The sequence below is a fragment of the Bacteroidota bacterium genome, from assembly GCA_034439655.1.
In the GTDB taxonomy this organism is placed as follows: Bacteria; Bacteroidota; Bacteroidia; order UKL13-3; family UKL13-3; genus CANJUD01.
This window is the reverse complement of the sequence record JAWXAU010000110.1, coordinates 1-13254: the sequence shown is the minus strand read 5'-3', so window position 1 is coordinate 13254 and position 13254 is coordinate 1. Positions and strand designations below refer to the sequence as shown.

The 13254-nt window shown below is 37.7% G+C and carries 11 protein-coding genes; 7 read left to right on the top strand and 4 right to left on the bottom strand.

Going from position 1 to position 13254, the window contains the following annotated elements; translation table 11 throughout:
- Positions 1 to 139: 139 nt before the first annotated feature.
- From purL to SGJ10_07715, 3 genes are all read left to right on the top strand, one after another.
- Positions 140 to 2398, top strand: coding sequence for a phosphoribosylformylglycinamidine synthase subunit PurL (purL, locus tag SGJ10_07725; protein ID MDZ4758009.1), 2259 nt, complete (start codon positions 140 to 142; stop codon positions 2396 to 2398).
- Positions 2399 to 2424: 26 nt separating this feature from the next.
- Entirely contained in the window at positions 2425 to 3099 is a 675-nt protein-coding gene (locus tag SGJ10_07720; protein ID MDZ4758008.1) for a hypothetical protein, read from the top strand.
- Positions 3100 to 3162: 63 nt separating this feature from the next.
- On the top strand, positions 3163 to 3519 hold the full coding sequence (locus SGJ10_07715) for a hypothetical protein (protein ID MDZ4758007.1): 357 nt from the start codon (positions 3163 to 3165) through the stop codon (positions 3517 to 3519).
- Between the two features lie 148 nt (positions 3520 to 3667).
- Here the strand turns inward: SGJ10_07715 and SGJ10_07710 are convergent, their stop codons facing one another.
- A complete protein-coding gene (locus SGJ10_07710) occupies positions 3668 to 4210 on the bottom strand; it encodes a DUF420 domain-containing protein (protein MDZ4758006.1) in 543 nt (180 codons plus the stop codon).
- Between the two features lie 206 nt (positions 4211 to 4416).
- Here SGJ10_07710 and glyA point away from each other — a divergent pair, with 206 nt between their 5' ends.
- Positions 4417 to 5709, top strand: a complete 1293-nt coding sequence (glyA, locus tag SGJ10_07705) for a serine hydroxymethyltransferase (protein MDZ4758005.1) — start codon at positions 4417 to 4419, stop codon at positions 5707 to 5709.
- Between the two features lie 85 nt (positions 5710 to 5794).
- Here glyA and SGJ10_07700 read toward each other — a convergent pair whose 3' ends face one another.
- From SGJ10_07700 to SGJ10_07690, 3 genes are all read right to left on the bottom strand, one after another.
- Positions 5795 to 6205, bottom strand: a complete 411-nt coding sequence (locus tag SGJ10_07700) for a hypothetical protein (GenBank protein ID MDZ4758004.1) — start codon at positions 6203 to 6205, stop codon at positions 5795 to 5797.
- Positions 6206 to 6308: 103 nt separating this feature from the next.
- Positions 6309 to 7889 carry an OmpA family protein gene (locus tag SGJ10_07695; protein MDZ4758003.1) on the bottom strand — a complete coding sequence of 527 codons (1581 nt, stop codon included), beginning with the start codon at positions 7887 to 7889 and terminating at the stop codon, positions 6309 to 6311.
- 148 nt (positions 7890 to 8037) lie between these two features.
- Positions 8038 to 8529 carry a YajQ family cyclic di-GMP-binding protein gene (locus SGJ10_07690; GenBank protein ID MDZ4758002.1) on the bottom strand — a complete coding sequence of 164 codons (492 nt, stop codon included), beginning with the start codon at positions 8527 to 8529 and terminating at the stop codon, positions 8038 to 8040.
- Between the two features lie 108 nt (positions 8530 to 8637).
- Here SGJ10_07690 and SGJ10_07685 point away from each other — a divergent pair, with 108 nt between their 5' ends.
- From SGJ10_07685 to SGJ10_07675, 3 genes are all read left to right on the top strand, one after another.
- Entirely contained in the window at positions 8638 to 9375 is a 738-nt protein-coding gene (locus tag SGJ10_07685; GenBank protein MDZ4758001.1) for an MbnP family protein, read from the top strand.
- Positions 9376 to 9377: 2 nt separating this feature from the next.
- Complete coding sequence (locus SGJ10_07680; protein ID MDZ4758000.1) at positions 9378 to 10505, top strand: cytochrome c peroxidase; 1128 nt, start codon at positions 9378 to 9380, stop codon at positions 10503 to 10505.
- A gap of 157 nt (positions 10506 to 10662) precedes the next feature.
- Positions 10663 to 13254, top strand: a 2592-nt coding sequence (locus SGJ10_07675) for a right-handed parallel beta-helix repeat-containing protein (GenBank protein ID MDZ4757999.1), incomplete at its 3' end; no start/stop codon positions are given.

Below are 13254 nucleotides of genomic sequence, written 5' to 3'. Positions count from 1 at the left end.
CGATAGTTATCGGAGTTCGCGGCGAGCGATACTACAATAAAATAAAGTGTCCGTTATAATTTGGCTTTTCTTATTTGAATTATGAAAGAGGTCTATTGTTGAAATAAAAAGATAAATTCCCTATAAATCCTTGCCCTCCATGCCCTTATTTTGTGGCAAAATATTTTTCACCAATACCTTGGAACCAGTAACCGTAGAAACCGCAAAGGAACTAGGCCTTAGGCCCGAAGAGTTCGACAAAATATGCAATGTACTTGGGCGTACCCCAAACTTTTGCGAATTAAGTATATACTCTGTAATGTGGAGTGAGCATTGCTCATACAAAAACAGTATTAAGTGGCTTAAAACTTTGCCCCGCGAAAGTGATAAGATGCTTGCCAATGCAGGCGAAGAGAATGCAGGATTGATAGATGTGGGCAATGGATTAGCTTGCTGTTTCAAAATAGAAAGTCATAACCATCCCTCTGCTTTGGAGCCCTATCAAGGTGCTGCAACTGGCGTAGGAGGAATTAACCGTGATATATTTTCGATGGGTGCTAGGCCCATTGCACAACTCAATTCATTGCGATTTGGCAATTTAGAAAATGAACGTACACAATGGTTGCTAAAGGGTGTGGTAAAAGGCATCGGCGATTATGGAAATGCATTCGGAATTCCCACAGTAGGTGGCGAAGTTTATTTCGATGAATGTTACCAAGTAAATCCATTGGTGAATGCGATGAGTGTGGGTATCGTAGAACATGGCAAAACTGTTTCAGCAATAGCTGAAGGCTTGGGAAATAAAGTATATATATTTGGTTCGTCTACTGGAAAGGATGGAATACATGGAGCTGCATTTGCCAGCAAAAATATTTCAGAAGATTCAGTGAACGATTTGCCTTCCGTACAAGTAGGAGATCCGTTTTGGGAAAAATTAATATTGGAAGCTTCGCTAGAAATTATTGAAACGGGTGGCGTAATCGGTTTGCAAGATATGGGTGCAGCAGGTATTACGTGTAGCACCAGCGAGATGACCGCCAAAGGCGAATGTGGTATGGATGTGTGGCTTGATAAGGTTCCTACACGCCAACCAGGAATGAAGGATTGGGAAATACTTTTATCGGAAAGTCAGGAAAGAATGTTGGTAGTGGTGAAGCAAGGATATGAAAGCAAATTGGAAGAGATATTTGAGAAATGGGATTTAACTTATAACCAAATTGGTGTAGTAACCGATGGCAAAAATGTTCGCTTCTATATGAATGATAATTTGGTTGCCGATATTCCTGCGGAGAGTCTAGTACTCGGCGGTGGAGCTCCTGTATATGATAGAGAATATAGTGAGCCAGCATATATAAAAGAGATTGAAAAATTTGATTTAAATACAGTAAAAGATATAGAACTGAATGAAGAAAATTTGAAAAATATATTGGGCAAAATGTTGGCGAATCCAAATATTGCAAGCAAACGCTGGGTATATAATCAGTATGATTCGATGGTGGGCACTATTACGCAAACTACTAATAAACCTAGTGATGCAGCAGTGGTAAAATTACGCGGTACCGATAAATCTATCGTAATGACGGTGGACTGCAATAGCCGATATGTATATAGTAATCCATTGCAAGGCGGAGCAATTGCGGTGGCAGAAGCAGCCAGAAATATTGTATGCACAGGGGGTGTTCCTTTGGGTGTTACCAATTGTCTTAACTTCGGAAATCCATATATGCCCGGTGTTTATTGGCAATTTGTAAATGCAGTTACAGGAATGGGCAATGCTTGTCGCAAATTTGGTACGCCAGTTACTGGCGGAAACGTGAGTTTTTATAATCAATCATCCGACGAGAATGCGGTATTTCCAACACCTACCATTGGTATGATAGGATTGATGGATACCACCAACCACATGACGCTCGATTTCAAAAATGTAAACGATAGTATATTTATAATTGGTCAACATAAAAACGATTTAGGGAGTTCGCAATATTTGGCAAAACTGAAAGGGGTGGAACAATCTCCCTGTCCTTATTTCGATATGGATGAAGAGTATAATATACAGCAAGCTGTAACAAATATTATAGAAAAAAAATTAATACAATCAGCACATGATGTTTCCGATGGAGGATTGTTGGTATGCATTATGGAATCGGCCTTTGCCAGCGATAAAGGTTTTAAACTCAATACAAATTCTGATATTAGAAAAGATGCATTTTTATTTGGCGAAGCACAATCGCGAGTGATTGTAACTGTTTCAGAAAACAATATAGAAAAGTTTGAAAATAATTTGAAGACAGCAAACATATCCTTTTCCAAATTAGGTAATGTAACTGCGTCTGAAATTTCAGTTGATGGTATACATTTAGGTAGCCAATCAAACTGGAAACCTATATATGATAATTCCATCGAAAACCATCTAAATTAATATAATAGCTATCAGTTTTTGCAGCAATGAATAAATACCTATTAATTATAATTATTTCTATATGCTTTATAAGTGTAGCAAATGCTCAAAGCGATTATGAAATGGCCAGCACACGATTGGTGTTTGGCTTGGATGCAAAAGTATTTATAAAGAAAATGGGTTTTGTGCCTGGCATTACTGCACGTTATAGTTATACCAATAAAAATGAGGATGAAAATTGTTTTAGTGCCTCATTTTTTACTACCAAAAAATACAAAGATCCAGTGCATCTACAGGCTAGAGCAGTAGGTACTACACCTCAAACTATTGATACCATTGTAGCATATCAAGCTAGTTTTTTTTCACTGTTGTATCATTACCATTATTATATACAGGAAACTAAGTATGATGATGAGTATGGCTTTTATCTGGCGGGTGCAGTTGGCATCACAAAAATGTTATATACACATGCTTATAATATTGAAGAGAATAGATATATAAGTTCTTATTCTTACCGTCAGCCAAAGGCCACGATTTGCCTGCAAGCGGCTTACGGGGTGCATTATCAATTTGCAAGTAATTTGCGTGTGATAGGAGAGGGCGGTTTTTATTATTTCTATGATGGACAATCCTCATTGCACAATGAAAAGCCACATTATATATCTTTGCAAATAACGGCAGGTTTGGCATTTGGTTTGGGAAGTAAAGGTAATGGTTTTTAAATTAATTATATAATAGTATAATAATATAAAGGATCTAATTTTGAAAATATAAAACTACATATTATGTATAAAAGAATTTTTTTAATGATAGTATTGCTCATAGTAGCAGTCAATTATTCCTCAGCACAAAAAATTTCTCCAGACTCAGCAAAGTATTATGAAGATTCAGTAGTTACTGTTTGCGGCAAAGTGGAGGGAACACATGTAACAAAAGCAGGTGGGGTCATGCTCAATATCGGAGCAACTTATCCCAACGCACCTTTTGTAGTGGTCATATTTAAAGACGATGTTGCTAAATTTAAATATAAACCTGCCGATTTTCTAAAAGGAAAGAATATATGTGTTGCAGGCAAAATAGTTATCTTCAAAGATAAACCGGAAATAATTGCCAAAAACCCTAACCAAATAAAAGTAGAATAAATGAGATGGATGAGTTGCAAGTTGTGAGTTGTCTGCAACGAGTTGCAAGATTTTTATGATTTTATAAGTTGAATGCTCTCCAACAATTATCAACTGTAAACTCCTTTCCCCCTTCTCCCACTTACTCCTTACTCCTTACTACTGTCTACTAATAAGGATAATACGGCGATATCATCAAATATACAATCACGCCGGTAATAGTTACATATAGCCAAATTGGATAAGACCATCTCACCAGTTTTTTGTGTTTTTCTACCTGCATTTGTAATCCCCTATGAAAGCTAAGTAAAATAAGTGGCAGCACCACCGCAGCTAAAATAATATGGCTAGTCAATATAAAATAATACAATCCTTTTGTAGGACTGCTAGTTGGATATGTAGTATCTCCTGCCAAATAATGATAAGCAATATAACTCACCAAAAATAGAGACGATAATAAAAAGGTTATAATATTTATTTTTTTATGCGTTTGTATTTTTTTTCTTTTTATCATATATAACGATATTAATAAGAGCATGGTACAAGTGCCGTTAATAATGGCATTGAGTGAAGGTAGCATATATACTTTTTTAAGCTGCTCAACTGATAGGGCAGGGCGTGGAATTATTTTTTCATTCAGCACTACAACTACTACAAATACAAAAACAGAAACCGCCATTATTAAGCGAAAAATTAATTTATCGTTATTCATTATAATATATAAAAGGTTGTAAAAATCGGTGCAAAAGTAGGTGATAGTTGACAGTAGACTGTTTGCAGTTAACAGTTTTTTAATTGTTACTACAAACTGCTTACTGACCACTGCCCGCCGCGGCGGGCTGTCTACTGTTCACTGTCTACTACCCGCCGCGGCGGGCTGTCTACTGTCTAGTGACCACTGTCTACTATATTTGCACCATGGAAAGAGATCAAGTAGTATTTGATTGGATTGGCAAAGAATTGCAACGCCAACAAACAGGAATAGAGCTAATTGCAAGCGAAAATTTTGTGAGCAAGCAAGTAATGGAAGCAATGGGAAGTTGCCTCACAAACAAGTATGCAGAGGGCTTGCCAGGTAAACGATATTATGGTGGCTGCGAAATAGTAGACCAAATAGAGCAACTAGCCATCGACCGACTTAAAGAATTGTTTGGAGCTTCATGGGCCAATGTGCAACCGCATAGTGGAGCTCAAGCAAATGCGGCAGTAATGCTTGCCTGCCTCAAAACAGGAGATAGCATACTCGGTTTCGACTTAAGCCATGGCGGACATTTAACACATGGTTCTTCAGTAAATTTTTCGGGCAAATTATATAAACCCCATTTTTATGGGGTGGAGCCCGAAACTGGCTTAATCGATTTCGATAAGATTGAAGCAAAAGCTATCGAACATAAACCCAAACTTATAATATGCGGGGCATCCGCATACTCGCGTGATTGGGATTATAAAAAGCTACGCGAAGTGGCCGATAGGGTGGGGGCCTTATTATTGGCAGATATTGCTCACCCTAGTGGTTTAATAGCAACTAAATATTTGAATGACCCTATACATTATTGTCATATAATTACCAGCACTACGCATAAAACTTTGCGTGGCCCCAGAGGCGGTATTATTATGATGGGCAAAGATTTTGAAAACCCCTGGGGATTAACTACGCCCAAGGGTGAGATAAAAATGATGAGTGCAGTCTTGGATGGAGCCGTTTTCCCAGGCACACAAGGTGGTCCTTTGGAGCATGTAATAGCGGCCAAAGCAATCGCATTTGGCGAGGCACTTACGGATGATTATAAAAATTATTGTGGCGACATCATTAAAAATTCTAAAATGATGGCCGATGCATTTGTAGGATTGGGTTATAAAGTTATATCGGGTGGTACCGATAATCACATGATGTTGATAGATCTTCGTACTAAAGATTTGAATGGAAAGCTTGCCGAAAATACTTTAATAAAAGCTGGAATTACCATCAACAAAAATATGGTACCTTTCGACGACAAGTCGCCTTTTGTAACTTCGGGTATGCGTATAGGTACAGCCGCCATGACTACTCGTGGTTTTGGTTCTGAACAATTTGTGAAAGTTGCCGAAATGATAGACCATATACTCATCAATAACGAGAATGAAACTATTATAAATAATGCAAAGCAAGAAGTTAAAAAACTAGCATTAGAATTTCCGCTTTATCCCGTGCAGTCAGGTGTTTCCACCTAACAAGGCTTCCCGTTTACGATTCTGCAGAGTTGTCCCGTGTTGTCAGGTGTTTCCACCTGATAAGTACCACCTAACAAGTTTTCAATTATTTTTTACTCAATGTTATAGTACCCACATTTGTACTACCTGCGTCGGTATAATTAAATGACCACTCTTGTTTTGTTTTGCTATTAGAGGTAACGGTATTCACCTTGGGTGAATAACCTGTCTGCGTCATCGTAACTGTTGTTTCAGTATTTGCCCAGATGAAGGATCCATTGCTCACTGAACCATTAAGGGTATATGAAAAAGTCCCCTTGCCATCATCTGTGAAAATATAAGTGCCCGCATTAGTATATGAATAAGGAAAAGTTGTAGCACCAGTATAGGTACCTTCAAGCTTGTCAATATTCCATGTGCCTACAAGTCGGTTCATAAGCTTTTTTTGCTTATTACAACTGCCAGCAATCATTACTGCAAACAATAATACAGTAGTTAATTTGATAATTTTTTTCATAATTTTTATTTTTAAGGGGTTGATTTTTTTAGTGTGGTCAGTTTTAGTGTTGTCAGGTGCTGTCAGGTGTTGTTTGGTGTTTACACCTGACAAGCCTAAAAGCTCAATTATCAAGCACTTTAAATGCTTCTCTAATCTCAGAGGGGCTCGCTGCTTTAAATTCGACATGAACTTGTGGGTCACCGGTTGTTATATCTTTTATAAAATAATAAGGTTGCCCTTTTTCATATTTTAAAACTACTAGTTTGGCTTGTAGTCCCTTGGGAATAATTTTATCTTTCGTAAAATCCTTTCCTTCTGTTATCTGTGGCAACAACATTTTTTCTTTTTTAAATACCAAGTACAATTCTATATTTTTTTGAGGGGCAACATCAACACTTATACTGGTTTTTTCTTCTTTACTTAAATATAATCGGTCAAAATTTATCCAACCTAATTTATTGGATGCAGCAAATGCCCAGTTTGCCAAATCTCTGTTGTTTAATTGGGTGCCATTGTCCTTGATTTGAGTCCTCCAATTTTCGGCTATCAACATCAAGCCCAATTTGTCTTTTGGATTTTTGAAATTATATCCCAAACTTCCCACAATGCCAGTTTGCAATCGAGCAAAATCTGCCTCGTCCATCATACATCCAGTAGGTGGTTTTAAGGGATCTGTTTTCTTCTTTTTCATACCAAAGAAGCGGGCAATTTTGCAAAAGAATAAGGGACATTTATCTTGTGGTTGCGGTCCACAAGCTACCCAATCGCTTAAGTTCTTGCGTGTATAGGAATCGATAACACTCATGTTTTTTTGGAAGTCCTTCCAATTAATCGTATTGTCTTCCAACATGGAATTTTTGTCTCCCTTGTCACGTTCACCTTCATACAACAAAGTCCCTGTTGGCATGCGTTCACTTAATGGCATCAATATCCCAATTTTCATTTTGGGTTTCAATTGCAAATTTGCACCATTCATGCTCGCCATCATGTATACCGCACCAGATGTGCTAAGTGGCTTGCCCGCAGTTGTAGTAGTTAGTCTGTCGGCAAGCATTTCACTGAACAAGAAATCTTCTTTTACCACCACTTCTATACATCCTTTTGTTTTGGCGGTAACACCCACAAAGGCGGTTCCAGGTATCATAAACAATGTACCCTGCGTTCCCACTATTACCGTATCTCTAAATGGCTTAATACAATGTTTGGTTGTGCTGTTGTGAAGTTGGCTTCCACATTTTTGCCATATACTAAAAAGTGAATCGGGGGGCTTGCGTGTATAGTTTACTATAATATCGACCCTACGGTTCATCCTTTTGCCATCTTCGGTTTCATTGCTGGCTACTGGGGCATTTTCTCCCAAAGAATTAATTGTAATAAATTTTTCATCTACGCTGTTCGCAATCAGCAATTCCTTAACCTTCAAAGAACGGTCTTCACTTAGTTTTTGGTTTTTAATACTGTCGCCGGTGGCATCGGTATTTCCTTTAATAAATATTTGAAAACTGCTATATTGGTTTAGCGAGTCTATAATAGCCATCACAAATCCCTTTGCAGAGTCATTGAGTTCATACTTTCCGGTTTCAAAAAAAATACTTTTTTGGTAGGTTGGTGGAGGTCCGGCTGGCTTTTTCTTTCCTCCTTTGGGTTGGGCCATTGCTATCGAACTGATGGCAAGTAAAACAATGAGTAGATTTTTTTTCATGCTATTTTTTTCAAAATGTTATTTATTTGATATCAGATAACTGTGACAACGCAGCGTGCAATACGCTCCATGACCCAATTGGTCTTGGAAGCATTTATTGAACGGTGCAAATATAGGATTTGATGTTTACTATCCCCTTAAAGTTTTTTCAGCTTTTCATGTTCACAAATTGCAAAGGCACGCCAAAATCCTCAGTTCTGCACAAAGCAATCACATCCTGCAAATCATCTAGCTTTTTGCCCGTAACTCTTATCATATCATCCATAATTGCTGCTTGCACTTTAAGGCCGCTTTCCTTAATTTTTTTGACTATTTTTTTTGCACTTTCCTTGTCAATTCCTTCTTTGATGGGGATACTCTTGATAGCAGTTTTTCCGCTAGGTTCAATCTTTCCAGTTAAGTCAAAAGTCATCGCATCCACTCCCTGTTTTATCGACCTCGAAATTAATATATCTACTATAGCATCCACATGCATATCGATATCGGAAATAATTTTAATGGCATTGTTCTTTTTATCTAACTCAATGCTCGAGTCAGTTCCTTTTAAATCATAACGATTTAATAGTTCTTTTCTGGCGACGTTTATTCCGTTGTCAAGTTTTTGAAAATCAGTTTTGTTGGTAATGTCGAAGGAGGCCATAATTTTTTTTTGCAAAAATATTGAAATAGATGCAACCCTTTTTGCTTTTTTGGGGTCTTAAGTTTTGATATGGGGATACTAATTAGCAATATATTGAATAACAATGCATTGAAAATTTACTTTTTCGGCCTTATTTTATTTGTTGTTTCCTGCAAAGGCGAAAAAGAGACAAACGGAACCATCGTCATCCAATTTAATCATTATGTTACTGCCGAACCACTTCAATATAAAAGTGGTCTAAAATATTTTAATAAATCTGGGAATAAATATAATATTCAAACCTGCAGGTATATTGTTGGTAAAATTGCTTTAGTGCACGATAATGACCTAGTTGAATATATTGATGGTTATCATATAATTGATGCCGACAACCCCAATACCCAAAAAATAACTTTGGCAAACATAAAGCCAGGTAATTATAAAGCAATTACTTTTGCAGTGGGAGTGGATACTGCAGCTAACAATAATTATTTAAACAATGGCATTAAACCAAGCAGTCTCGAAAGCGATATTTCAATGGATTGGTCGGGTATGGGTTTTAGATTTGTTGTTTTGGAAGGCAATTACATAAAAGATTCAGCCTCTACTTCCCAAAATTCTTATGGTTATCATGTGGGTTTAAACGAAAACCTTAATCTATATAATTTTAGCAGCAGTACCTTTAATATAAACGGCAACCAAAAAACAGCAAATATTAAAGTGGATTTCGCAAAGTTTTTCGATGGTACAAATCAGTGGGACATCAGCTCGCAAGAAACTAACCATTCCGAGAATAGCAGGAAAGCAGATACCCGTAAATTGGGACAAAACATCGCACAAATGTTTAGTTTAACTTCTATCAATTAACTATGGGAAATATATACAAAATAATTTTCTTACTGGTTTTTATTTGGTTTGCATCATGTAGAATTGATAAACGTTGGGACGATTCCATAAGCATTCAGCAGCCGCTTACCCCTTATACCTTAAAATACCCACAGGGTTTTTCTGACCCCAACCCTGCCGACAATCCATTAACAGTTGAAGGCATAGCATTAGGACGCAAACTTTTTTACGATAAAATTCTTTCAGCCGATAATACCCAAGCATGTGCTACTTGCCATGATTTGAAATTTGGGTTTACCGATAATAATTCCCAATTTAGTAAAGGCATTGATGGTTTGGTAGGAAACAGAAATTCCATGCCCCTGTTTAACCTCGATTGGAAAACCCATGGTTTCTTTTGGGATGGTCGCAGCAAAACATTGGAAACCCAAGCATTGGAGCCAATTCAGAACCCAATAGAAATGCATCAAACATTAGATGCTACCGTTGCTAAATTAAAATCGCATCCTGAATATCCAAGTTTGTTCAAACAAGTATTTGGCTCTGCTAATATTACCCCAACGATGCTCGCAAAAGCAATTGCACAGTTCGAGCGTACTATGTTATCATTTAATAGTAAGTTTGATAAACTTAACCTCTCACAAAAATTTTATTCTTATTCTTCCAAAATTATAAATGGCGATACCAATTTTTTTCATCAAATTCCAAGCTCAATCGAAAGGGGTATGATGGTTTTCTATATGGCCGATCAAAGGTTTAGTGGGCATTGCTCTCATTGCCATGGCACCAAACCCAATGGCAAAGATCTTTTATTTACAAACGACTTGTATCATAACAATGGTCTTATAACTAACGATTCTGGTCGTGCAGCTTTTACAAAAAACCCCTATGACAAAGGTTTTTTTATAACACCAAGTTTACGTAATTTGGCATTCACTGCACCTTATATGCACGATGGTCGTTTCAAAACTTTATCGGAGGTAATAGACCATTATGCAAATGGGGTCCAAAATTTAAGTGACCCAACTACCAAAACTGACTATGCAAAACCACTACAACTTACCCAATCAGATAAAAACGATTTGATGGATTTTCTATTGTCATTAAATGATAGTTCTTTTATTGAAAACCTAGAATTTAGTGCCCCATAATATATATATATAATAGCAAACATTAAACTATCATCTTTGTTTATAATAAATCAAGCATTTTTTAAATAAATAAAACACATAAATCCTATCATATAACAACAAGAAATTTCAGAAGGGATTCCCTTTCTATTTTAAATACACCATAATCAAATATATAATGTTCAGATTTACTCAATTCTCAAAAAAACTCAAACTGGTTTTTTCAATCGGTTTGTTCATGTTTGGAGCCCTGTCTGTCGACACGGCCAATGCTCAATCACCATGTACACCAAGTGCTAATACTAATGGAAGGTGCTGTAGTGCCGCTTCGCCCATTGGTTTGGGCACGGTTACTTTTGGAAGTTCCATAAGTAATACCACTTCCTATAATGGGAGCAAAAATTATTATGACTTTACCAGTATTAGTGCTTGCGTGAATGCAGGTTCTAGTTATTCAATGCAAGTAAACACTGCAGGAAACTCTTACGACCAAGCCATTTGTGTATGGATTGATTGGAATGCCAACGGCACATTCTCAGTTTCAGAACTTGTTTTGAGAGACAGTTTTGTTCAAGCTGGTGGTAATGTTTCAGGGAATATAGATATTCCCTCAGGCCAAACTAGCGGTGTTTACCGCATGCGTGTTATGGGTGACTACTATGCTTTTTACGCTTTTTCTAATCCCGCACCTTGGAACCCATGTCAGGGATACTATTCTGAATACCATGATTACACCATCACTGTAGCTTCAACTTCAGGAATTGATATTGCCGCAACTACTATTGCAAGCCCTTCAACAAACAGTGTTCCATTAAATCAGGATTTCGATATCGAACTTATTGTAAGCAACCTTGCTGGCACCACTATCGATACAGTTGAAGTAGGCTACATAATAGACAATGGAAGTGCAACCACCAAAACAGTTACAGGTCTAAACCTCGCTTCTTGTAATAATTCATCAGCGATCAATGTTGCCACTACCGCAAAAATTACTTCAGCAGGAAGTCATACTCTAAGAGTTTGGGTGAACAAGCCTAATGGCACAAATCCAGATGCAAACGTAAACAATGATACAATCACTACTTATGTGTGTACTTCTTTAACTGGTAACTTCACCATCGATGCAGGTTCTGCAGCTTCTAGCACTAACTTCGTTGACTTTACCTCTGCGGTAGCTAAACTAAATAATTGTGGAATTAGCGGAGCAGTAAAGTTTACCGTTGCCTCAGGCACTTATACCGAGCAGATAACTCTGAAAGATATTAATGGTGCATCTTCTTCTAATACCATCACCTTCGATGGGGTTGACGCAACTACCCGCACTCTTACAACATCAAGCTCAGGGACCACCTTCAAATTCGACGGAGCCTCTTATGTTACGGTAAAGAATTTAACTATTGAAAATACTTCCAGCAGCAATGCCATTGCCGTTCAATTAATGAATGTGTCGGAATTTAATTCGTTCGACAGTTGCCTCATCAAGGTAACCAATAATAACTATCCAAATATAGCCTTTGGAGCCATGGATGGTGCTTACTATAATAGTGGAGATTTTGCTAACAATACCACCGTTGACCACTCAGAAATTTCGGGTGGGTATATGACGGTTGTATTTAGTGGAGATTACAATAAAAGCAATTACAGTAATAAATTTAAAAATACCTATATACATGGCGGTGCATACTATGGTGTATATTTCACTTACCAAGACTCTGCACTATTTCAAAATTGTGAAATTACAGCAAACAACGGTTATCCTTTGATGATGCAATATGTAAAATACAGTGATATTTTGAACAATGATATTCATGGAGGATATTATGCCTTTTATTCATACAATTTGAATACTTCGAATGTCATTAACAATCAAATATACAATTCTCAGTATGCTGCAATTTATGCCTATGATGGTAGTAATGTAATTTTCTATCACAATTCGGTATATAATGATTATGCGAGCAACCCCTATGCTATGTATATATATGCAGGTACAGGTTGGGACGTTCGTAACAATATCTTCGCATTGGGCGGAAACTCTGGCTATGCATTTTATGTGTCAGTTGCAAGTGCTTTAACTTCATGCGACAATAATGTATATTTTACAGGCAGTAGCTCTAACTATGTATATATAGGTAGCGCATATTCTAATATGGCCGCTCTTACAAATAATCCTAATGGAATGAACAGCAATATCTTCAACTCAGCCCCTAGTTTTTTGAGTATGTCGTCCCCCGTGGATTTGCATATCTCCTCGGCAAACGCCTCCCCTCGTGGTGACGGTTCTGTGGGTGTAACAACTGATATTGACGGCGATGCACGTTGTGCATTTGCACCTACCATTGGCTGCGACGAGAGTAAACATGCTGCCGGAACTATCAAAGCTAGTTTCACCATGCCCGACACTGCTTTTATAAACAGCCCTGTTGTGGTATTGAACGGTAATGGCCCTAAAATGCCTGCTGCCCACCAGTGGTTCGACGACTGCTCGTTGAACGCCAGCCCCGTAGCCTCTAGCCGTAATTTCAACAATACATGGTCGGCCACTGGCACATTCCAAGTAAAATTGGTTACACAGAGTTGCTCAGGATTCGATACACTTTGTAAGACAATCGTTATCGTTAACCCAACAAAGGCACCTAATACAGACTTCATTGCAAGTGGCAATAGTGTGGAGCAGGAAGAGCAGGTTGACTTCACCGACCTTACTACAGAGGGTCCTACTACATGGACGTGGGAGATCTCTGGCGGCTACGACCAAGGTAGCGGCGTT

What these genes read in the sequence shown, in the direction of transcription:
- purL (MDZ4758009.1), top strand. Translation starts at nt 140, where the DNA reads ATGCCCTTATTTTGTGGCAAAATATTTTTCACCAATACCTTGGAACCA.
- SGJ10_07720 (MDZ4758008.1), top strand. Translation starts at nt 2,425, where the DNA reads ATGAATAAATACCTATTAATTATAATTATTTCTATATGCTTTATAAGT.
- SGJ10_07715 (MDZ4758007.1), top strand. Translation starts at nt 3,163, where the DNA reads ATGTATAAAAGAATTTTTTTAATGATAGTATTGCTCATAGTAGCAGTC.
- SGJ10_07710 (MDZ4758006.1), bottom strand. Translation starts at nt 4,210, where the DNA reads ATGAATAACGATAAATTAATTTTTCGCTTAATAATGGCGGTTTCTGTT.
- glyA (MDZ4758005.1), top strand. Translation starts at nt 4,417, where the DNA reads ATGGAAAGAGATCAAGTAGTATTTGATTGGATTGGCAAAGAATTGCAA.
- SGJ10_07700 (MDZ4758004.1), bottom strand. Translation starts at nt 6,205, where the DNA reads ATGAAAAAAATTATCAAATTAACTACTGTATTATTGTTTGCAGTAATG.
- SGJ10_07695 (MDZ4758003.1), bottom strand. Translation starts at nt 7,889, where the DNA reads ATGAAAAAAAATCTACTCATTGTTTTACTTGCCATCAGTTCGATAGCA.
- SGJ10_07690 (MDZ4758002.1), bottom strand. Translation starts at nt 8,529, where the DNA reads ATGGCCTCCTTCGACATTACCAACAAAACTGATTTTCAAAAACTTGAC.
- SGJ10_07680 (MDZ4758000.1), top strand. Translation starts at nt 9,378, where the DNA reads ATGGGAAATATATACAAAATAATTTTCTTACTGGTTTTTATTTGGTTT.